This is a genomic window from Ruegeria lacuscaerulensis (genome assembly GCF_013033355.1).
GTDB classification, from domain to species: domain Bacteria; phylum Pseudomonadota; class Alphaproteobacteria; order Rhodobacterales; family Rhodobacteraceae; genus Ruegeria; species Ruegeria lacuscaerulensis_A.
This window is the reverse complement of record NZ_WQDY01000011.1, coordinates 1-21,613: the sequence shown is the minus strand read 5'-3', so window position 1 is coordinate 21,613 and position 21,613 is coordinate 1. Positions and strand designations below refer to the sequence as shown.

Sequence of the window (21,613 nt, the reverse complement as noted above, 5' to 3'; positions counted from 1 at the left end):
TTTCGACTTAGGCCGCATACTGTTCTCTTCGCGTCGACGGCAGCTAGGACAAATGCGCTAGCGGTCAGGCAACTTTGGTAACGAATTGAGCGATGGAGTTCTCAAGCTGAAAAAACCTTGGGGTTCGCCATCGTACGCAATAGGCGCAAATCTGCGCACGAACGAACGTGCGTTGCACAAGACCTTATCGCTCCACACGTCGAGCTGACGAGCTTTCAAATAACAGTTTCTGGATTAAACAAGTGGCGAACAAGCGGGTGCAAATGGCGAATTCAAATGCCCAAAACAATAGAAAATTTGCACAAAACCCGCACAACAGCACAGCTGGTTTCCATTAAGAATTTGAAAAAGATAACTAAATCAAGCTGACCTGTTCCCCTCCTAAGGGGCAGGTTTCAGGTTCGAATCCAGCCGGGGTCGCCATTCACTGAACTGCACGAATTTTTCTCATATTTTACAGTTGGTTGTGCGGATGTGTCCCGTTCTTGGGTGGGCGTGTCCCATTTTAGACAACCCCCATCAGTAATTTCGCCATACTCTCCCGATCCGCCGCGCGAGTGTATCGTTCGACTTCGGAAAGGCTCATATGACCGGCCATTGCTGCGATTTGATGCGTCGTCGCTTCCTTTTCTGACCAATAGACGCTGAACGCCTTTCGCAGCCCACGCAGTCGGGCGTCCATGCCAGCCGAGCGCGCCGCATCGCCGAATTTGTTGCCCAGGCTTTCGGCCTTAAAGGGCTTGCCCTTCTCGGTCAGGATGAAGGCAGTAGCAATTTCTGGGGTGCGGTCGATCACAGCGCGCAACTCTGGGGTTAACGGCACCCGGGCTTTGACGCCGCTTTTTTGGCGCTCATAGATCAGCAGGTCACCTTTGATGTTCTTTCGCCCCAGCTTGGCCAAATCTGCACGGGCAGCGCCGATGTAGAGCGCAAGGTCAAAGATCAGGCGTTCGCGGGTTCCGACTGCCCAGCGATCCTGGAGTGCTTTGATGTCTTCAGATTCGGCAACAGCGAATCCTTTGATCATTGGCTTGTCGAGCTCGATCCCTTTCATAGGATTTTTGCGAATGAAACCGAGGCGCCGCAAGTGCTCAAAAACAGTTTTTAGAACCTCATATTCGTTCACTGCCCCATGTCCGCCCTTGGCGCATAGGGCGCGCTCAATCGCTTCTGACGTAATTGTCTTGACTGGCCGCACACCCTGAGATTTGCGATATCGCGAAAAGATGGCCGTGCGTGATTTGCGGGTGCCTTCGGCATAACCCGCCCATTCGGTGTTACCTGACGTGTAGAGGTTCAGAGCCCACGCAAATGTGCCTGCGTGGGCAATTCAGTGTCTGGTGGCACGTCCTGCCAGCGCGCGTGTTCAGCAGCCCATGCGGCCAACACCTTATGGTCGCTAGGATGCAGGCCGTGAACACCTAATGATCGCTCTACACCGTTTCTGCGGTAGGTGTGGAACCACCGTCCCCGGCGCTGTTTTGAGCGAAGGTAAGGGATCTTTTTCATTATTCGTCACACTAGAAGGGTTTGCCTTCCCATTCTTGGCTTGCCCCATCATGGTCAGGATAGTCGAAGGTTACGCCACCAGGCCCAACGCCCTTGATGCGCGCACCAGGGCACAATTCGAGTGCAGTTTTATAGGCATCCTCGATTTGGCGCTTGGTCGGCATGGAAGAGGTGGCGAGGCGAGGCATGGTTAGCTGCCGTCCTCCGGGTAGGCTTTGCGATCAACCGCGCAGTTTCCTTGTCGGACAACGCCAGTTTCCGGACCCATTTCTTGGGAAACTTTCTGTGAAGGCTGGGTTGGGCAGCCAAAAACTTGTGGCGCAGTTGAACCGCAATAGACTGCCGACACCAATTTATGATGCTCATGTAACCGGCAAGCAGGTTGCGACCGCACTCATCGTTCAGGTCTAGGATCGCAGGATGATCCAGAGCGTCCGAGACGTTGCTCAGGACGTCAAGCCGCCCTTCGCTTTTGCTTTGCGTAATCGCCCCTGAGCGTCCTTCGCGATAAAGCAGCCCGATTTCGTTGATGATCCCTACGCGCCCGCCAATTGCCAGTGCTACCGAGTGGATTCCAACGTCTTCGAACAGACGTCCTTCTGGGAAAGTAAGATCATGTTCCTCGACATACGCACGTTTCCAGATCCGCGCGCATGTCTTTGGTTCTGTGCGGAATACTCTTGGTTCAATCAGCGGGCAAAACTGTCTATGCTGCAGACCGCCCAGAATGCTGTCCCAGATTTCGCTGTCGTAAAAGGGACGAACAGCCAAAGTTGTGTCGGAAAACACAACCGAGCGGGAAAAGACCTGAGCACAATCAAATTTTTCCGCATAGCGAACCATTCGTTCGTAGGCTCTGGGGGCCATCAGATCGTCGCCGTCAAGATAGGCGATGTAGGGAGCAGTCGCTACTTCGCGGCCTGTGTTTCTAGCGGCGGACAGGCCTCCGTTTGGGCGACTCAGAACCATCCAACTTGTGTTGCATTCGGAAAGTATTGCGCCTGCGATATCTGCGGTTTCATCTGAGCTGCCGTCATTGACGACAATCACTTCGATTGTCAGTTTTCCTGTGGCAGCAAGAACTGAACGCAGCGTTTCTGGCAAAGTGGCCGCACAGTTATACGAGGGAATAATGACACTAAGTTCGGGGCTCGGACCGGACTTGTGGTTGAGAACGTCTATTTTGAATTGGTTTCGGTCAGCGGCACTAATTCCGCTGATTTTCTTGTCCGAGCAGTCAGTGATCGAGAATTCCATGTGGACACTTTTCTTGTAAGCTGGATTCTGTTTGTGGAATACGGGAATACTATGGCAGCAATCCACGGAGGCGAGATTTATTCCGAGTATACATTCCTATTTTGGCATGAATATCTATCCAACCGGTGTTTTCTGGATTCTGTGCTCTTAGATTGTCGATTTCACGCTGAATACTTTTTTTAGAAACCCATTTGCCAGGAGTTTCCTCTCCGAATGGTCCGCTCGACGGGCCAAGAAATGTGTACTTCACAGTCTTGCCCTCGCGCGCGGGCTCAAGGGCGGAGCTGCCGGAGACTTTCATCTGATCGACCACCTTAAAGCTGCTATAGCCAGCTCGGGACAATGTAGCTACGCGATCTGGCCAGTCGTCAAACCTGGATTCAAAGCTGACATATGTTGGTTTTTCAACCAGGTCGCCGATCGAGTCGATCACAGCGCCGTCGAATCCTTCGATGTCGATCTTGGCGTAATAGGGCACACCGAAACTTGGCCAGATATGTGCTGGATTCACGGTTTTGATCTCACATGATTCGACTGGCCCCAACCGCAAGGCCATGTCTTTGTCGAATGAACTCTGTTCCGAGTTCACCAACGACACGTGAAAAAGCAACAATCCGTTTTCTTCAGCAACGCCCAAGTTTAACAAGACGAGGCGCCCGTCGTTGATTTCCTCAGCAAACCGGGTTGCGTTGCGTTCGGCGATCTGGGGGTTGGCTTCGATTGCGACCACACGAAACCCCTTAGCAAGATAGAATTCAGTATCGCTTCCCGAATGCATCCCAAAATCGTAGATCAGATCATCCTGACGCTGTGTGAGATGGCTTTCGGGAAATTCAGCGACTTCGCGAACGACACACTGCAAAGCTGTTGTGACCAGCTTTGACGTGGCTTCTTCGAAACTGAAATTTCAAATTTCTCCGGATCCGCAGACTTTACCAACCTTGGACAAATCGACAGGAATCTCAACTGAACCGGCGATATCGTCACCCAACAGCTTGAGGCCCTCTGGGGTGCGTTGCAATTGGATCGTAGTACTGTCTTTGCCTTTAAACTTGATCGAATTGATCAAATTCACCCCGTTCCCGCCGTCTTGTTGCTGCGAAACAGAAAACTTGTCGTTCTCAACCTTTATCGTAGCGGCGGCAGTTTCGTTTTTTCGCTGAAAAGTAATGAGTGTACCGTCGTTCTTCATGGAAAGCGAGAAAGTGGTGTTGAGACGGATTTCTCCACTTGCCAGCCACAGTTCTCTCCAACCTGTAAAAGCGTTATTCATGCCAGAATCCTGAATTCGAAGTGTTCTTCTATGTATCCGCCACACAGCGTTTGGTATTGGGGGTATTGCAGCACAGTCCGTCGGTCCACTGGATATTTGCGGGCACCGTCAAAAGCCTTCTCTCGTGTGGTAGCTCGTGTTTTTCAAGATTCTACTTCGCTTTTTTGTTTTTCTGTTTCGTGCGTTTTGAATTGTTGATCGAATAGGCTGCGGAAGCTGCCGTTCTTTTCCATCAACTGTTCAAGATTTCCTTGTTCGATCACCGCTCCATCCTGAATAACCATGATTTTGTCCGCCTCAAGAATCGTAGAGAGCCGGTGTGCGATCACAACAACGGTCACGTCTTCGGTCAGCGAATCCAAAGCGGCTTTAACCAATGACTCAGATTCTGCATCCAGTGCGCTTGTTGCTTCATCCAAAAGCAGAATCTCGGCTTTGCGCAGTATTGCGCGAGCAATCGCGATACGCTGCTTTTGACCTCCGGACAAGAAGGTCCCGTTTTCCCCAACCTGCGTATCATACCCGTCAGGCAATTCGGCAATAAACCCGTGTGCATGGGCGGCTTTGGCTGCAGCAATCACCTCTTCATCGGTCGCCTCGGGTGACGAACATCGCAGATTTTCCATTACCGTTGCGGAAAACAGGAAAGTATCCTGACCTACATACGAAATCTTGCGTCGCAGCGAAGCATAACTGACATGGCGCAAGTCCTGGCCGTCTATTTCAATGCTGCCATCTTCGGGATCATAGAACCGCATGATCAGGCCGAAAATTGTTGACTTCCCACCCCCGGATTGCCCGACCAATGCTGTTGTCTTTTTGGCCTCGAAATTGATGTTCATATCTTCGATCACCGGCATGGCACCGCTGTAGCCAAAAGTTACATTCCGCAAGGAAATCTCTCCAGGACCATCCAAAAGGTCATGAGCGTTCGGGCTTTCCTTCATTGTATCTTCTTGGTCTAGCAATCCGAACAACAGACCGACGCCCACCATGCAAGTTTCAATCTGGACGCGCATCTTGGATAGGCGTTTGGCGGGTTCGTATGCCATCAACAAAGCCGTAATGAATGACATCAGCTGCCCTGCCGTAGGCGTTTCGCTGCCGGCAATCCCCATTGTGCTGACCACCAGAACACCTGCGACAGCAAGACCGGCCAAGAACTCCATCAGTGGGCTGGCGATAGACTGCAGCCTTGCGATATCGTTGGCTCGTTGCTCTACACTGCGAATTGCTGTGTCCATCCGCGTGATCATTCGATCCTCAAGAGCGAATACCTTGATTACCTTGATGCCGGTGGACGTTTCCTGAAGGACGCGTATGATCTCGGCCAGCGATTTGAATTCCGCCTGCATGATCGCACGAACACTTTTAAGAAGGTACCGCACCCCAAAAAGTGCCACCGGGCCGACAACGAAGAACATGATCGACAGAACGGGTTGTTGATACACCATAACAATGACCAAACCGACGAGAGTAAGTGCGTCGCGTACAAAGCCGGTAACTATTACGTCGATCAGCTTCCTGGCCGCCTGAGCGCCGTGAGTCGTGCGCATCAACAAATCCGAAGATTCATGTGCCGCAAAGAAAGAGACTCCGTGCCGAAGGAGTTTGCGATAGACGCGGTCCTGTTGAGTGGCGACGATCCTGTTGCCGGCTCGGGCCAGGAAAATGGATTGGATATAGGAGGCAACGGCTTTCGTTAGAAATAGCGCGATGACGCCCAATGCGATTAAATGCACCCAGCTGCGCATTTCAGGGTTTGTCATGGCATCCACGATGTATTCCATCATGTAGGCCGACCCGGCAGTCGTAGCGGCGACCGCGATCATCGCGACTATAGCTACAGCGTACAATCCGCCCTGTGCGAAGAAGCTTTCGCTGATGAGGCGACCCATATAGCCAGCTCGCCAATTGTCCCAGGCACGCTTAATCATTGCGTTCTCCAGATCGTAAAACCATGCGCTCGCTCAGATAACCTATATTCTGTCCTGTCAAAAGGGCGGACTGTGAGGCGTGACAACTTGATAGAGGGTAGGTGTGTCGAGAAAGCCGTCGCCACATAGTAATGGTTTGGCTGATCGGCAAGTGAATGGCGGAAAACGTCCAATTTGGGCGTGATGTTGCGCAAATAGAACACGCTTTGATCGGGATCAGTTTAAAAGTGTTAATATTGTGATACAGTTATGTGTTAGTAAGCACAAACCGGTATTGAGGCGCGTTGCTCACAATTCGCGTAAAGAGTGTTGTGGTAGGCGGATATTTGCCAGAGGCTGGCTGTTCTGATCCTTCTGCCGAATCTGCTACTTTAAGTAGTTGTTGTTACAGCTTGCGGCCACTAACAATGCCGCGCATTTGAGTGGAAAAGAACCGTGTCTATAAGAGCTGTTGTTCTCAGTTTGCCGAAAGAGGTTCAACGTAGACGCTTCTGCGAAGCGGAGCTTGCGAAGTTTGGCGTCACGTTTGAGTTTTCAGATGCTATCCCCGGACATAAGCTCGATACGCCAAATCTGCATCAGATTTACGACACGAATGAAAATCGTACAAAATTCAAGCGCCCGCTCAGCTTGAACGAAGTTGCCTGCACGCTGGGCCACCGTCAGATCTGGCAAAAACTGGTAGATTCTGGTGACCCTGTTTGGCTGGTGCTCGAAGATGACGCGACATTTGTGAAAGATCCTAGATCGTTTCTGGATGCGATGCACGATTGTTCTGAGTGCTTCGAAAGCGTGATGATAAAACTGGACGGAGTTCCGGGGAAGAACGTGCAAGTCCTTAAGGAATTTGCGGACCAAGATCTGGTCCTATCAGATCGCCTGCCACCTCGAACAACGGGGTATATCATCGGTCGCAGAGCCGCGGCGCAGCTGCTTGAAATTGATGCTCCGATTGCCCGGCCTGTTGATATCGATCTGAAGTTCTACTGGGAACACCGGGTACCGATACTTACGCTGGCCGCTCCGATGATCTCTGAGCGCGAAGCACTCGGTAGTTCGATCGACCATGGCCGTAAAGAAATGAAACCGGGATCGCCTCTGCTCAGGTTCGCGCGCAACCTCGTTTATCAGGCCAAATATACTCACGGCAGGCTAAGCCACCCTTTGAATCCTGACAGAATCGAAGGGTTAGGCCCATTGTTGCGCGCCGGGAATAAGGTCCGAAGCCACGTATGAAGAAAAGCCTCGTCGTTGTCCGCGCGGGCAGCAAGTCATTGCACCACCGTTGGTGCGAAATCCCATATGAAGATCGCGACTATGACCTGATCGTCAGTTTCTTTTCCGACGAAGCCTATAACAGCTTTGTCGCAGAGGACGGGGTTGAGGCGGTCCTGCTTAAAGGTGGCAAGTGGGACGGTTTGTACCAAACACTTATTGACCGGAACCTTGAGGGTTACGACTATTTCTGGTTGCCTGATGACGATCTGGACATCAGTGCGCAGGACGTCAATGCCATGTTCGCGTCGATGCGGCATTATGGTCTTCGCATTGCTCAGCCATCGTTGAGTTCAGAAAGCTATTTTTCGCATTTCGTATTCAGCCAGTGCCCGGGCTTTGTTCTGAGATACACAAACTACATCGAGATTATGGCCCCTTGTATGCACCGCGATGTGCTGCAGAAGGCTCTGCCCCTGTTTCAGAGCACCATGAGCGGCTACGGGCTGGACTATATCTGGTGTCGTTGGGCCGAGGCCGGTGCATTCAGGACAGCCATTCTGGACGAGATCGCAATGCATCACACCCGCCCCGTCGGGAAAAACCTGAAGGCGGCTATGGCGGCTTCTGGTAATCTCAGTTCAGAAGAAGAAGAGGCCGTTCTGAAAGAGATGTTCGATTTGTCACGACGTACGGTTCCGATCGTGTTTGCGGGTATCTTGCAGGGCGGACAACCCATCTCGGGGCGGTTGAAGTTGGGTTGGTGGATGTGCCGTGGCTGGATGTCCGTGTTGAACGCCTTTCGCAGCAAGGCCGAGGCACGGTCAGGCATACTCAAAATCGCTAGGCGACAGTTGATCAAGCCGCTCGACATGAGCACGATTTCACCGAAGCACGAAGGTAAATAGATGAACAAAGGTCGATTTCTGATGGTAGGGGCCGGGCTTTCTGGCGCGGTGATTGGACGTGAACTTGCCGAACAAGGGCATGAAATCACAATCATCGACAGTCGCGCCCACATAGGGGGCAACTGCCACACCGAGCGCGATGCGGACACAGGCGTGATGGTACACGTCTACGGCCCGCACATCTTTCACACGGACGACGAAGAAGTGTGGAACTACGTCAACAGCTACGCCAATTTCCTGCCCTACAAGAACCGGGTCAAGACGACCTCGAAGGGTCAGGTGTTTTCGCTGCCGGTGAATCTGCATACGATCAACCAGTTCTTTGGCAAGACGATGCGCCCGGACGAAGCACATAAGTTCATTACCGAAGAACAAGCGGACACTTCGATCACCGACCCTCAGAGCTTTGAAGAACAGGCGATGCGGTTTGTTGGCCAGGACCTCTATGAGGCGTTCTTCAAGGGCTACACCATCAAGCAGTGGGGCTGTCACCCGTCCGAACTGCCCGCATCGATCCTGAAACGCTTGCCTGTTCGCTTCAACTACGACGACAACTACTTTTTCCACAAGTTCCAGGGCATGCCGGAAAACGGATACACCGATATGATTGCGGGTATTCTGGATCATCCCTCGATCACTGTGAAGCTGGGCACGACATTCGACCGCAGTATGGGCGATGACTTTGACCACGTTTTCTATTCGGGGCCGCTGGACGGGTATTTCGACTATGAGCTGGGCCGGCTGGGGTATCGTACGCTGGATTTCGAACGCTTCACGTATGATGGTGACTACCAGGGGTGTGCTGTCATGAACTACGGCGAGGAAGAGGTCCCATATACCCGTATTACCGAGCACAAGCATTTCGCGCCGTGGGAAACGCATGACGGTTCCGTGTGTTACCGCGAATTCTCGCGTGCGGCCGAACCGGACGACATTCCCTATTATCCTATCCGTCAGGTCAAGGAAAAGGCGCTGCTGGGTGATTATGTCGAGCTGGCCAACAAGGCGGAAAATGTCACGTTTGTCGGTCGCCTCGGCACCTATCGCTATCTGGATATGGACGTCACTATCCGCGAGTCTCTGGATACAGCCAAATCGGCGTTGTCCGCGATTGCGGCAGGAGAGAAACTAAAGCCGTTCTTTTTGACGGTTCTCTGAACTCAGGACGGTGTAAGTTCGGGGAACCGGGAGCGGGTTCTGTTCGCGAAGGCAACAAGCGACAGCATCACTGGGACCTCGACCAAAACGCCAACAACGGTCGCAAGCGCCGCCCCTGAATTCAGGCCAAACAGGCTGATGGCGACGGCGACGGCCAGTTCGAAGAAATTGGATGTGCCGATCATGGCGCACGGGGCGGCTATACGATGCGGAACCCTCAGCGCGTAAGCTGCGCCATAGGCCAGGGCGAATATGCCATAGCTCTGGATCAGGATCGGTACTGCAATCAGGACAATCACAAGCGGCTTGGCCAGGATCGTCTGTCCTTGCAGGCCGAACAGGATGACGACCGTGGCAATCAACCCCAGGACGGACCACGGCTTAACGCGGGCCGAGAACGCCTCAATCGCTTGTTTAGAGCCTAGTTTGCGTCGTGTGATCAACCCTGCGATCAAGGGCAAAACAACATAGAGCACCGTCGCCAGAACCAGTGTTTGCCAGGGAACCGCGATATCAGTGACCCCCAACAGAAACGCCACAATAGGGGCAAACGCCACCACCATGATCAGGTCGTTGACCGAGACCTGCACCAGCGTATAGGTCGCGTCCCCTTTGGTCAGTTGCGACCAGACAAACACCATCGCCGTACAGGGCGCTGCACCCAGCAGGATCAGACCGGCGGTGTATTGTGCGGCGTCCTCGGGGCGTATCCACGGGGCGAAAACGTAGTCAAAAAACAGTACAGCCAACACGGCCATGGTGAAGGGTTTGATCAACCAGTTCACCACGAGGGTCACGATCAGTCCCTTGGGTTGGCGGGCAACGCCGGCTACGGCTCCGAAGTCGACTCCGACCATCATTGGGTAGACCATGGCCCAAATCAGCACCGCGACGACCAGATTGACGCTTGCCACCTCGGCCGAGGCGACCAGGCTCACCAACCCGGGCGCGGCGAGTCCGATCAAGACGCCGCCGATCATCGCCAGCGCAACCCAGATGGTCAGGTATCTTTCAAAGACGCTCATGCATGTGCCTCGTGGGTTTGGTCGGTCAGTTTTCCGGATGTCAGCGCGGCAAGCGCGACCATTGCGGCGGCTGTACCCAGGACCAAAGGTAAGCCTCCGACTTGGTAGGTAAGGCCGGATAGGACGGTGCCCACAAGGCGTCCTGTGGCATTGGCCATATAGTAAAAGCCGACGTCCATGGTGACCCGCTCGGATTTGGTGAAGGCCAAAATCAAGTAGGAATGCAGTGACGAGTTCACTGCAAAGATCGCTCCGAAAACCAAAAGACCCAAAACCAGCGTCACGGTTAGCCATGTTTGCGGTCCGTCCGAGATCAGTACCGCTACCGTCAGCGTCGCAGGAATGCAGAACAGGACAGCAGCCCAAGTGCGGGCGGCTTTTATCAAGTCGCCCTCGGTACGGTCCGCGGCCCGCAGGATTTTCGGCGCGCTGGCTTGGACCGCGCCGTACAGTATGACCCAGACGGCCATGAACGTACCGATCATGAAAAAGGCCGCGCGGTTGCCTTCTTCCGTGCCATCCGACAGGACGGCGTAAAAGTATATCGGTATGCCGACCACAAACCACACATCGCGTGCGCCAAACAGAAAAACCCGCGCCGCCGATAGCCAGTTGACGTTGGGCGATTTCGAGAAGACCTCGGAGAACTTGGCTCCTTTGCGCCCTTTGGGTAGGCCGGGCGGCATAAAGCGAATGACGGCGAACAGGATCACGGCCAGAACAGCGGCCATGACAAAGATCGCTGTCATAAAGCCCATTGTGACCAGCATGATCGCGCCAAGCAAAAAGCCCACTCCTTTGACCGCGTTTTTAGATCCGGTGAGAATAGCAACCCAGCGAAACAACCCTCCTCCTGTCGTGGGGGCCAGCAGTTTGACGGCGGATTTCGAAGACATTTTGGCCAGATCCTTGGCCACGCCGCTGGCACCCTGTACAGCCATCACGAAGGCGACCGAGGTGGCGACGCTCCAATGCGGGTCCAGAAACGTCATTGTCAGCAATGCTGCAATCTGTATCCCCAGACCGGCATAAAGCGTCGAGGTCAGCCCGAACCGCGCAGCGATCCAACCCGCTGACAGATTGGTCACCATCCCGGCGACTTCGTACAGAACAAACAGATAAGCCAACTGAACCGGCGAGAACCCTATGGTATGAAAGTGCAACAGCACCAACATCCGCAGGGCTCCGTCGGTCAGCATAAAGGCCCAATAGGCCGCCGTGACCGCGATATAGGCCGACAGTCCCTCGGGCCGGTCGCTCACAGCGCGTTCCCCACCATCAGCGCCACATCCACCAGACGGTGCGCATAGCCCATTTCGTTGTCATACCACGCATAGATCTTTATCTGCGTCCCGTTCACCACCATGGTCGAAGGCGCATCGACAATCGAAGATCGTTCGTCATTGGTGTAATCCGTCGAAACCAATGGCCGGGTCTCATAGCCCAGAATACCTTTCAGCTCACCCTCGGCGGCGGCTTTGAAGAAGGCGTTGACCTCTTCGACGGTGGTTTCACGTTCCACCTCGAACACGCAATCGGTCAGCGAGGCGTTCAGCAGGGGCACCCGCACCGCGTGGCCGTTCAGGCGGCCTTTCAATTCGGGGTAAATCAGCGTGATCGCCGTGGCCGAGCCAGTCGTGGTCGGGATCAGCGAGTTCAATGCCGACCGCGCACGCCGCAGGTCTTTGGCGGGGCGGTCCACGATGGTTTGCGTGTTGGTCACATCGTGGATCGTGGTCATCGAGCCATGACGGATACCCAGATTCTCATGAATGACCTTAACCACCGGGGCCAGACAATTGGTGGTGCAAGACGCCGCGGTCACGATGTGATGGGCCGCGGGGTCATAAGTGCCTTCATTCACGCCCATCACGATATTGGCCGTGGGGCCGTCCTTGACCGGGGCCGAGACGACAACCTTCTTCACCCCCGCCTCGAAATACGGTGCCAGCTTAGCCTCGGTCTTGAACACGCCAGTGCAGTCGATAACCACATCCACGCCGTCCAGAGGCAGGTCGGACAGGTCTTTGGTGCCAACGAACGGCAAGCGCGTGCCATCGATCGTTACGCTGTCGGCATCATGGGTAAACTCCGCATCCCAGCGGCCATGGACCGTGTCGAATTCCAGCAGGTGCGCGTGCATCTCGGGGTCGCCGACGCCATCATTGATCCAAGCGATCTTGGCGCCCTTCTCGATTAGAGGTTTCAGGGCCAGTTTGCCCATCCGGCCAAGGCCGTTTACCGCGTAAGTGGTCATTTCATATCCTCAACGGGGGTTCTGCCGATATCATCGACGGCGGTTTGCAAAGCGATCCGGTCCAGGCTTTCGACCGGCAATGACGTAAACGCCTCGATCCGTCGTTTCAGCGCGCCATAGGCGTTCTGGAAGGCCAGACTTTTCTCGGCGTCCGTGCCTGTGGCTTTGACCGGGTCGACCATGCCCCAATGACCGCTGATTGGCCGGCCTTCCCAAGCGGGACACTCCTCATTGGCGGCCTGATTGCAAACGGTGAAGACAAAATCCATCTCGGGCGCGCCATCGGCTGCAAATTCAGACATATGCTTAGACCGCAGAACTGAGGTGTCGTGCCCTTTGTCGCTCAGTACCTGAACGGCAAATGGGTTGAGCTGCGATGTGGGCTGCGTTCCGGCCGAGTAGACGTTGAAGCGATCCTCTCCCAACGTGCGCAGAATGGATTCGGCAAAGATCGAGCGGGCGGAATTGCCCACGCATAAAAACAAAACGTTGTATTTGCGATCCGGCATAGTCTCGGGTCCTTGTGAAAACGGCATACAGATATCGGGCCGGCCCCTGCAGCAATCGTTCAGCAAGAAGTCCAGCATGTGCTGCACATTCGTCATCTCGATCGAATAGAGCAGCGACGTCCCTGACCGTTCTTGCCGCACCAGCCCCGCGCGTTGCAGCGCGTTCAGGTAATTCGACAGGGTGCTGGGTTTGATACCCAGCTCGGATGCAAGCTCACCCGCTGGAACAGTGTCAGGATATCGTCGCATGAGCATGCGAAACACCATCAAGCGTTGCGGGTGACCCAGGGTGGCCAGTTTGTCGGTTGTTTCATTTATCATATTTCATGAAATATCGAAATAATAGAAAAACGGCAACCGGCGATCAGCAGTGTCGTAAAAATTTCACAAAACTGACCGGGGTTTTGGGCGCTGTAAGCACGCCTAAAAGCCCTGCCGAACAAGTCTTGCACGTTAGGGCGAGACGGTTTAAACGGTCCCCCGCTGCCTCAATAGCTCAGCTGGTAGAGCAGGTCCTTCGTAAGGACAAGGTCGGGGGTTCGAGTCCCTCTTGAGGCACCATTTTCCGCAAAAACAAAGATTAGGCGCGTTTTTCGCCGATTGTCGCCACGCCCAGAACCGAGAGCACTTTGGCCTCGATCTGCTCGGCATTCATCCCGGCCACCGTGTACATATCAGCAGGGCTGGCCTGATCGATGAAGATATCGGGCAGTACCATTGAACGGTATTTCAGGCCGTCATCAAACACGCCCTCATCAGCCAGCAGCTGCGCCACATGGCTTCCGAACCCGCCGATTGCGCCTTCTTCGATGGTGATCAGTGCCTCGTGATTGGCGGCCAGATCCAGAATCAGGCCGTGGTCCAGTGGCTTGGCAAATCGCGCATCAGCAATGGTCGGCGCTATGCCTTTGGCGGCAAGCGCCTCGGCCGCTTTTTGAACTTCGGCCAGACGGGTACCGAAGGATAGCAGCGCGACGCGCGCGCCGGACTGGATAATGCGGCCTTTGCCGATTTCCAAAACCTCACCGCGTTCGGGCAGGTCTACGCCCACGCCCTCGCCACGCGGATACCTGAAGGCGATGGGGCCGTCGTTATGCGCGGCGGCGGTGGCGACCATGTGCATCAGCTCGGCTTCATCGGCAGCGGCCATCACCACCATGCCCGGCAGGTTGGACAGATAAGCGATGTCGAACGATCCCGCATGCGTCGCGCCATCGGCCCCCACAAGGCCCGCGCGGTCGATGGCGAACCGAACCGGCAGGCGCTGAATGGCCACGTCATGCACAACCTGATCATAACCGCGCTGCAGGAAAGTCGAATACATGGCGCAGAACGGCTTCATCCCGCCTGCGGCCAGTGCGGCAGCAAAGGTCACGCCGTGCTGTTCGGCAATCGCCACGTCGAAACAGCGTGAAGGGTAGCGTTCGGCAAACAGGTTGAGCCCGGTGCCATCCGGCATCGCAGCGGTCACAGCTACGATCTTGTCGTCGCGACCAGCCTCCTCCACCAGCGTCTTGCCAAAAACCGAGGTATAGGACGGCGCGTTCGAAGGCGCTTTGTGCTGTTTGCCGGTCACCACGTCGAATTTCGCGGTTGCATGCCCCTTGTCGCGGGCTTGCTCGGCGGGGGCATAGCCCTTGCCTTTCTTGGTCAGCACATGGATCAGGATCGGCCCGGTTGCCCGCGCCTTGACCGTGCGCAGAACCGGCAGCAACTGGTCCATGTCATGCCCGTCGATGGGACCGATATAGGAAAAGCCAAGTTCTTCGAAAAACGTGCCGCCCATGGCCATGCCCTTAAGCATCTCTTTGGCGCGTTTCGCCCCTTCGCGGAAGGGTTCCGGCAGCAGGGACACCGCGCCTTTGGCGGCGGCTTTCAGATCGTGGAACGGGGCCTCGGTATAAATCCGCGACAGATAGCTGGACAGCGCACCAACCGGGGGCGCAATGCTCATCTCATTGTCGTTCAGGATCACAACGAGGCGTTTCTTCAGGTGGCCCGCGTTGTTCATCGCCTCGAACGCCATGCCTGCGGACATCGACCCATCGCCGATCACGGCAATCGCATCACCCAAGCCTTCAGGCGTGACACCGCCCAAATCGCGCGCGACGGAAAACCCAAGCGCCGCAGAGATTGAGGTGCTGGAATGCGCGGCCCCAAACGGGTCATAGGGGCTTTCGCTGCGTTTGGTAAAGCCACTGAGGCCGTCTTTCATGCGCAGGGTGCGAATGCGGTCACGCCGCTCGGTCAGGATTTTGTGCGGGTAACATTGATGCCCAACATCCCAGATGATCTTGTCGCGCGGCGTGTCAAAGACGGCATGCAGCGCCGTGGTCAGTTCGACCACACCCAGCCCCGCGCCCAGATGTCCCCCGGTGACAGACACGGCCGAGATGGTCTCGGCCCGCAGCTCATCCGCGACCTGTCGCAATTGCGAGTCCGAGAACTGCTTGAGGTCCGCAGGGCGGTTCACAAGGTCCAGCAGAGGCGTATTGGGGCGGTCAGACATATGGCGCATTCCTGGCTTAGCTGTCCCGGGCAATAACGAAGCGGGCGGCGTCCTTCAAGGTTTCAGCGGCAGGCCCATAGCCATCCAGCGCAGCACTGGCCTGATCCACCAGCTCCGCCGCGCGGGCCTTGGCGGCCTCCAACCCAAGCAGCGACACAAAGGTGGCCTTGCCCGCCTGTGCATCCTTCTGAAGGCGCTTCCCGGCCTTTTCGGCATCGCCCTCAATATCCAAAATGTCATCCGCGATCTGAAAGGCAAGCCCCAGGGCGCGAGCATAGTGGCGCAGCGGGTCCGCATCCGCCTGCGCCAACTGCGCGCCCGCACAGGCCGACCATTCGATCAGAGCCCCTGTTTTGCCCGCCTGCAGCCCCGTGATCTGATCCAGCGTCAGCGGGCTGGCCGCTGTTTCCGCCGCGATATCCAGCGCCTGACCCAGAACCATCCCCTGCGCACCGCTGGCTTTGGCCAATGTTAGGGTCAAATCTGCGCGAATTGCGGCTTCACCCACCTCGGCACGCGCGCACAACTCAAAGGCAAGCGTCTGCAGAGCATCCCCGGCCAGAACGGCGGTGCCTTCATCCCATTTCACATGAACCGTGGGCCGCCCCCGGCGCAGATCATCATCATCCATGCAAGGCAGATCATCATGGACCAGCGAATACGCATGCAGCGCCTCGATCGCCGTAGCTGGCCAAATCGCGCGATTGGCGTCGACCCCGTGCAACCGCGCGCTTTCCAATACCAGAAATCCGCGCAGCCTTTTCCCTCCCTCGGTGGCATAAGCCATCGCCCGGGTCACATCCAGATCGTCCAGCGCCCCCAAAACCGTATTGAAATGGTCCTGGATAAACGCCGCATCCTGCGCCAATCTGTCTCGAAACATTTACTGACCTTCGACAGGCGTAGTCCCGGTCGGCTGACCATTGGTGTCCAGCGTGATCGCGGCCACTTTTTCCTCGGCTCGCTTCAACTCATCCTCGCAGCGCTTTTTCAGCGCCGCTCCGCGTTCGTACAGCGCGATGGACTGGTCCAATGCAACATCGCCACGTTCCAGCTGGCCGACCACGGTCTCCAGCTCTTTCATGGCCTGTTCGAATGTCATCTGGTCGACGGGTGTCTCGGTCATTGGGCTGCCTTCATCAATTCTTCCACATGAGCACGGGTGGCTTCGGACAGTGCTCTCAGATCATACCCGCCCTCCAGAGTCGAGACGATACGACCGCCGCATACTTCGCCCGCAATTTTGCAAAGTTCGGAGGTGATCCATGCGAAATCATCTGTGGACCAGTTCAACTCTGCCAGCGGATCGTCCTGATGCGCGTCAAACCCGGCCGAGATGATTATCAGCTCGGGCCGAAACTCTCTGAGACGCGGAAAGGCCAGCGCGCGATAAGCTGCCCGCATCACCACCCCGCTTGAGCCCGGAGGCAAGGGAATGTTCAAAACGGTATCAAATGTTCCTGTCTCGTCGGGTCGGCCCGAACCCGGCCACAGGGGCATTTGTTGGCTGGTGATGACCAGAGCACGTTTTTCGTCCCACAACAGGTCCTGCGTGCCGTTACCGTGATGGACGTCGAAATCGAAAACGGCGACCCGTTTCAATCCGTGATGGTCCAGCGCATGTTTAGCCGCCAGCGCTGCATTACCGAAAACACAAAACCCCATTGCGGTGTCCGTTTCCGCGTGGTGGCCGGGCGGCCTAACCGCACAAAACGCATTTGGGGCCTCACCACCAAGCACCAAATCCACCGCACGAACAGCCGCGCCCGCCGCGCGGTAGGCGGCACTGACCGAGCCTGGGCACAGAAACGTATCGCCATCAACCTGACGGAACCCCTCGGTCGGAGCGGCACGGCGAATATCCTGAATATAGCTTTCGGGATGAATACGCAGCAAATCATCATCCGCTGCCAAGGGCGCAGTCTTGCGTTCCAAATCCAATGGTTCCAAAGCGTGCAGAATATGCTCTAACCGCGCGACCCGTTCAGGATGGCCCTCGGGTGTTACATGTCCAAGGCAATCCGCATGAGTCAAAAGCGCAGTCTTCATCGGGATCCCATCTTCATCTGGCTACAAATATCCTCGCCGAAGGCATGAAATCACCGCGCAGCGGCTCATTCAGTCCGGAGCCAACATGTAACCCGCGCCGCGTACAGTTTGCAAATACCGCGGCTGTTTGGGGTCTTGTTCGATTTTGCGCCGCAGCCGGGTGATCTGGACATCCACCGCGCGTTCCTGTGCCTGACCCTTGTCGCGGCCCAGATCTTCAACCAGTTTCGACCGGCTGATCGGCTCGCCAGGCTGGGCCGAGAAAATCTTCATCAACTGGCTTTCCGTTGCGGTCAGGCGAACAGGTTCTTCACCTTGCCACATCTCACCTTTTTCGACGTCGTACCGGATCGGACCCAGGGTTAGGATTTTGCTGACAGTCTCTTGTGCTGGCGTTTCGGGCATGCGCCGCAGAATGGCATTGATGCGCAGCAGTAGTTCCTTGGGCTCAAACGGCTTGGCCAGATAATCGTCTGCCCCCGCCTCAAGCCCTGCAATTCGATGCTCGGTCTCGCCGCGGGCTGTCAACAACAGGATGGGCGTCGCATGGGTTTCGCGCAGCGCCTTCGTCAGGCTGACACCATCTTCCCCTGGCATCATCACATCCAGCACGATCATGTCGAAATCCAACCCCGACAAAACCCGACGTGCATGGGCCGCATCCCGCGCCGCCGTAACCAAAAATCCGTTCCGCATCAAAAATTTCTTGAGCAAATCCCGGATACGTTCGTCATCGTCAACGATCAGCAGATGGGCGTCCATATCGCTCATGAGGTTGTATCCCGCAATTTCTTGTATGCATGACGCATATCAGCATCCATCATGGCTTCAAGTACTTTACGAAACCCTGACACGGCCTCAGGGCCTGCATCTTTGTAAGCGGCACGCATTCGAACGCGCTGGGCTTCTGATAGTTTCGCTTCCAGAGCTTCGCCTTCATGGGTTAGAAATAGGTGCCGTTCGCGTTTGTCCACTGTTCCAACGCGACTTTCGACCAAACCGTCCTCGATCAACGTGCGCAAAACCCGGTTCAGAGACTGTTTTGTCACCCCCAATATGGCCAGCAGGTTGTTAACCGTTGTCCCTGGCGCGCGGTTGATGAAGTGGATCGCGCGATGATGTGCGCGGCCATAGGCAAGGTCCGACAGAATGCGATCAGGATCCGCCGTGAACCCGCGATAGGCAAAAAACATCGCTTCGATCCCTTGCCGCAGTTGTTCATCTGTCAGAAACAACAGGCTTTCTCCACCGAAAACCTGGGCGGGACGGGTGTCGGACATATCATGCCTCATGCGTTACTTCTGCCCGAGTTTATGTCAGCGTTATTGACATTCCAAGAGGAGACAGGTATCGAATCGCAGTTTTTGCGCAACTTTATGTCCGCTTCGGACTTAACTGGCGCAATAATCGAAAATTTCGACCCGGTTCAGGAGGTTTCGCATGGCGGGGTATGATGATCGTGATGGTGTCATCTGGTTGGATGGCAAGCTGGTTCCCTGGCGCGAAGCCAATGTCCATATCCTAACACACGCAATGCATTATGCGTCCTCGGTCTTTGAAGGCGAGCGCGCTTACAATGGCAAGATTTTCAAAAGCCGCGAACATTCCGAGCGCCTGATCGCCTCGGCCGAGGCGCTGGATATGCCGATGCCTTACACGTTGGACGAAATCGAAACCGCCAAGGAAGAGACTCTGAAAGCCAGCGGGCTGCAGGACGCTTATGTGCGCGTTCTGGTCTGGCGCGGCTCGGGTGAGGATATGGGTGTCGCGTCGGCTAAAAACCCTGTGCGGATGGCTGTGGCAGTCTGGCCCTGGGGCGCGTATTACGGCGACGCCAAGATGCAGGGTGCCAAGCTGGACATCGCGGAATGGAAACGCCCCAGCCCTGAAACCATCCCCGTCCACGCCAAGGCGGCGGGTCTTTACATGATCTGCACCATCTCAAAGCATAAGGCCGAGGCTAAGGGCTGCTCGGACGCATTGTTCATGGATTACCGCGGTTATGTGGCCGAGGCGACCGGTGCGAACGTGTTTTTCGTCAAGGATGGTGAGGTTCACACCCCGCTGGCCGACTGTTTCCTGAACGGCATCACCCGCCAGACTGTGATTGGTATGCTGAAAGACAAAGGTCTGAATGTGATCGAACGTCACATCATGCCGGAAGAAATGGCCGATTTTGAGCAATGCTGGCTGACCGGCACCGCAGCCGAGGTCACTCCGGTCGGGCAAATCGGCGACTACACGTTCGAAGTGGGCGACATCACCCGCGAGATCGCTGCCGCATACGAGGCGCTGGTCCGCGCCTGATTCACAAGGAATCACACCCCCGCTTTGGCGGGGGTTTTTCTTTGCCCAGCGTTCAAGAGATTGTGCAGATCGTCCGGGCTGCTGGATGTTTTGGCAGACGATTGTACGTTAGGTCTATGTTGGACCTTCTCAGCGATATCCTCACCCGCCTGTCTTTGCGCGGTACGTTTTATTTCCGAACTTCGTTCACGCCCCCTTTTGGCATTCAGGTACCGGCCTTTGAAAACGTAGCCCGGTTTCACTTTGTGCAGCGCGGTGAACTGAAGGTTCATGTCTCTAACACAGGGGAAATCCTGCGTCTGAAGCAGGGCGATCTGATCCTGATCCCGCATGGATCAGCCCATGCGCTGCTGTGCAACGAGGTCAAACCGCTGGATGCGCTGCCGCTGGAACAGGTGCTGCAGGATGCAGGCTATCAGGGTGATGGCGTGCTGATCTATGGCGGCGAGGACAAGACCCGCGATACACAACTGATCTGCGGGCATTTCTCTTTCACTGGGCCACCCGGGCGGCAGGGTACCGGACATATTCTGATCGACCGGCTGCCCCCTTATATCCTGATCGAGAATTACGGCGAGGAAGCCGGGGCCTGGATCGAGTCTACCCTGCGGATGATTGGGTCCGAGATTGGTGGAACGCGGATTGGCGGCGATTTAATCGCGCTAAAACTGTCCGAAGTTCTGTTTGCGCAGGCCATCCGCGCTCATCTGGAACATCAAAGCCCCAGCGAATCCGCGCTGGCCGGGTTTGCTGACCCGCGTGTGTCCCGCGCGCTGACAGCGTTTCATCAGGCGCCCGCGCAGGACTGGAGTGTTGAGAGCTTAGCGCGCGAGGCTGGAATGTCCCGCACCGCATTTGCGCAACTGTTTTCCGAGAAGATGGGGACAACTCCGATGCAATATCTGACCGATTGGCGGATGCAGATCGCTTGCCACGGTCTGACTGAAAACCGGTGGAATGTGGCAGATGCGGCGGCCGAAGTAGGATATGCATCCGAGGCAGCCTTTTCCCGCGTCTTCAAGAAACAGGTCGGCCTGTCGCCGGCAGCATATCGATCAATGCATTGATGCCCTGATTTCTGGACGATCTGCAATTTTTTGCGGACGATCCGGACTGAAACGTACAGGCTTTCCGACCTACCTTGGAGCCATACCAAGCAAGGAAAGGAAATATAATGTCTGTTCGTTTCGTTACGCGCAATATCCATGCCTATCTGGACTATCCCGTCGCTATCGCCCTGATGACGCTGCCTTTTCTTTTGGGGCTGGGTCAATCCAATCCGTTGGCGCTGTGGTTGTCGGTCGTCACTGGCGTTGCCGCTTTTGTGCTTACCGTTCTGACCGACCATCACCTGGGGATCTGGCGCGTCTTACCCTATAAATTTCATCTGGCCGTGGATCTTCTGGTCGGAGTGACGTTTCTGGCTGCGCCTAGCCTGTTTGGGTTTTCGGGCGTGGATGCGGTATTCTACTGGTTAAACGGCGCTGCGGTGGTCGCCGTCATCTCGCTCAGCACGCCGGAAGAGGGAGTGACAGCGTGAATGCGTTATCCACAAGTGTCACAATATCATCGTGATACTTTCAAAAATCTGAGCCGCTTGTTTTACAAACAGGCGGCTCACTGCCGCTCACCAATCTCGTGGTCCCTAGGTTCTGGACCTATTAATTTGGTTGCCGTCGACTTTGCTGCGTGATTCAAGC

At 55.6% G+C, this 21,613-nt stretch carries 21 protein-coding genes and 1 tRNA gene; 7 read left to right on the top strand and 15 right to left on the bottom strand.

Annotated elements, in window-relative coordinates; all coding sequences use genetic code 11:
* Positions 1 to 505: 505 nt before the first annotated feature.
* The 5 genes from GOW48_RS17380 to GOW48_RS17360 all read right to left on the bottom strand — a co-directional run bounded on the left by GOW48_RS17380 (position 506) and on the right by GOW48_RS17360 (position 5,976).
* Positions 506 to 1,054, bottom strand: a complete 549-nt coding sequence (locus tag GOW48_RS17380) for a tyrosine-type recombinase/integrase (protein ID WP_170755448.1) — start codon at positions 1,052 to 1,054, stop codon at positions 506 to 508.
* 584 nt (positions 1,055 to 1,638) lie between these two features.
* Entirely contained in the window at positions 1,639 to 2,766 is a 1,128-nt protein-coding gene (locus GOW48_RS17375) for a glycosyltransferase family 2 protein (RefSeq protein ID WP_170755447.1), read from the bottom strand.
* A gap of 49 nt (positions 2,767 to 2,815) precedes the next feature.
* Positions 2,816 to 3,628, bottom strand: a complete 813-nt coding sequence (locus tag GOW48_RS17370; protein ID WP_269149619.1) for an FkbM family methyltransferase — start codon at positions 3,626 to 3,628, stop codon at positions 2,816 to 2,818.
* A gap of 45 nt (positions 3,629 to 3,673) precedes the next feature.
* Complete coding sequence (locus GOW48_RS17365) at positions 3,674 to 4,039, bottom strand: hypothetical protein (protein WP_170755445.1); 366 nt, start codon at positions 4,037 to 4,039, stop codon at positions 3,674 to 3,676.
* A 143-nt stretch (positions 4,040 to 4,182) separates the two neighbouring features.
* Positions 4,183 to 5,976, bottom strand: a complete 1,794-nt coding sequence (locus GOW48_RS17360) for an ABC transporter ATP-binding protein (protein WP_170755444.1) — start codon at positions 5,974 to 5,976, stop codon at positions 4,183 to 4,185.
* 462 nt (positions 5,977 to 6,438) lie between these two features.
* Here GOW48_RS17360 and GOW48_RS17355 point away from each other — a divergent pair, with 462 nt between their 5' ends.
* Genes GOW48_RS17355 through glf form a run of 3 tightly spaced genes read left to right on the top strand, consistent with a single transcriptional unit; the run spans position 6,439 to position 9,257 of the window.
* Positions 6,439 to 7,212 (top strand): glycosyltransferase family 25 protein, encoded by a 774-nt coding sequence (locus GOW48_RS17355; protein WP_170755443.1) that lies wholly within the window; start codon positions 6,439 to 6,441, stop codon positions 7,210 to 7,212.
* A complete protein-coding gene (locus tag GOW48_RS17350) occupies positions 7,209 to 8,099 on the top strand; it encodes a hypothetical protein (protein WP_170755442.1) in 891 nt (296 codons plus the stop codon). The genes GOW48_RS17355 and GOW48_RS17350 overlap by 4 nt, the downstream gene beginning before the upstream one ends.
* A complete protein-coding gene (glf, locus tag GOW48_RS17345) occupies positions 8,100 to 9,257 on the top strand; it encodes a UDP-galactopyranose mutase (protein WP_214648674.1) in 1,158 nt (385 codons plus the stop codon).
* Positions 9,258 to 9,259: 2 nt separating this feature from the next.
* Here glf and arsB read toward each other — a convergent pair whose 3' ends face one another.
* Genes arsB through GOW48_RS17325 form a run of 4 tightly spaced genes read right to left on the bottom strand, consistent with a single transcriptional unit; the run spans position 9,260 to position 13,369 of the window.
* Positions 9,260 to 10,282, bottom strand: coding sequence for an ACR3 family arsenite efflux transporter (gene arsB, locus GOW48_RS17340; RefSeq protein WP_170755441.1), 1,023 nt, complete (start codon positions 10,280 to 10,282; stop codon positions 9,260 to 9,262).
* Positions 10,279 to 11,544 carry an organoarsenical effux MFS transporter ArsJ gene (arsJ, locus tag GOW48_RS17335; protein WP_170755440.1) on the bottom strand — a complete coding sequence of 422 codons (1,266 nt, stop codon included), beginning with the start codon at positions 11,542 to 11,544 and terminating at the stop codon, positions 10,279 to 10,281. Before arsJ ends, arsB begins: the two co-directional genes overlap by 4 nt.
* The gene (locus tag GOW48_RS17330) at positions 11,541 to 12,539 is read right to left on the bottom strand and encodes an ArsJ-associated glyceraldehyde-3-phosphate dehydrogenase (RefSeq protein WP_170755439.1); all 999 of its coding nucleotides are present in this window, start codon (positions 12,537 to 12,539) and stop codon (positions 11,541 to 11,543) included. The genes arsJ and GOW48_RS17330 overlap by 4 nt, the downstream gene beginning before the upstream one ends.
* A complete protein-coding gene (locus GOW48_RS17325; protein ID WP_170755438.1) occupies positions 12,536 to 13,369 on the bottom strand; it encodes an arsenate reductase/protein-tyrosine-phosphatase family protein in 834 nt (277 codons plus the stop codon). Before GOW48_RS17325 ends, GOW48_RS17330 begins: the two co-directional genes overlap by 4 nt.
* Positions 13,370 to 13,533: 164 nt before the next feature.
* Here GOW48_RS17325 and GOW48_RS17320 point away from each other — a divergent pair.
* A tRNA-Thr gene (locus GOW48_RS17320) sits at positions 13,534 to 13,609 on the top strand.
* 19 nt (positions 13,610 to 13,628) lie between these two features.
* On the opposite strand, the gene dxs is transcribed toward GOW48_RS17320, so the two are convergent.
* The 6 genes from dxs to GOW48_RS17290 all read right to left on the bottom strand — a co-directional run bounded on the left by dxs (position 13,629) and on the right by GOW48_RS17290 (position 18,886).
* A complete protein-coding gene (gene dxs / locus GOW48_RS17315) occupies positions 13,629 to 15,557 on the bottom strand; it encodes a 1-deoxy-D-xylulose-5-phosphate synthase (RefSeq protein ID WP_170527711.1) in 1,929 nt (642 codons plus the stop codon).
* Between the two features lie 16 nt (positions 15,558 to 15,573).
* Positions 15,574 to 16,440: a polyprenyl synthetase family protein gene (locus GOW48_RS17310; protein WP_170755437.1), complete on the bottom strand. Its 867-nt coding sequence runs from the start codon at positions 16,438 to 16,440 to the stop codon at positions 15,574 to 15,576.
* Positions 16,441 to 16,683, bottom strand: a complete 243-nt coding sequence (locus GOW48_RS17305; RefSeq protein WP_170755436.1) for an exodeoxyribonuclease VII small subunit — start codon at positions 16,681 to 16,683, stop codon at positions 16,441 to 16,443.
* A complete protein-coding gene (locus GOW48_RS17300; RefSeq protein ID WP_170755435.1) occupies positions 16,680 to 17,606 on the bottom strand; it encodes a histone deacetylase family protein in 927 nt (308 codons plus the stop codon). The genes GOW48_RS17305 and GOW48_RS17300 overlap by 4 nt, the downstream gene beginning before the upstream one ends.
* A gap of 69 nt (positions 17,607 to 17,675) precedes the next feature.
* Complete coding sequence (locus GOW48_RS17295; RefSeq protein WP_170355711.1) at positions 17,676 to 18,377, bottom strand: response regulator; 702 nt, start codon at positions 18,375 to 18,377, stop codon at positions 17,676 to 17,678.
* A complete protein-coding gene (locus GOW48_RS17290) occupies positions 18,374 to 18,886 on the bottom strand; it encodes a MarR family winged helix-turn-helix transcriptional regulator (protein WP_170755434.1) in 513 nt (170 codons plus the stop codon). The genes GOW48_RS17295 and GOW48_RS17290 overlap by 4 nt, the downstream gene beginning before the upstream one ends.
* 160 nt (positions 18,887 to 19,046) lie before the next feature.
* Between GOW48_RS17290 and GOW48_RS17285 the strand changes: the two genes are divergently transcribed.
* From GOW48_RS17285 to GOW48_RS17275, 3 genes are all read left to right on the top strand, one after another.
* Complete coding sequence (locus GOW48_RS17285; RefSeq protein ID WP_170755433.1) at positions 19,047 to 19,913, top strand: branched-chain amino acid aminotransferase; 867 nt, start codon at positions 19,047 to 19,049, stop codon at positions 19,911 to 19,913.
* Between the two features lie 116 nt (positions 19,914 to 20,029).
* Positions 20,030 to 20,980 carry an AraC family transcriptional regulator gene (locus GOW48_RS17280; RefSeq protein ID WP_170755432.1) on the top strand — a complete coding sequence of 317 codons (951 nt, stop codon included), beginning with the start codon at positions 20,030 to 20,032 and terminating at the stop codon, positions 20,978 to 20,980.
* Between the two features lie 107 nt (positions 20,981 to 21,087).
* The gene (locus GOW48_RS17275) at positions 21,088 to 21,453 is read left to right on the top strand and encodes an SPW repeat domain-containing protein (RefSeq protein WP_170755431.1); all 366 of its coding nucleotides are present in this window, start codon (positions 21,088 to 21,090) and stop codon (positions 21,451 to 21,453) included.
* The last annotated feature ends 160 nt before the right edge of the window (positions 21,454 to 21,613 follow it).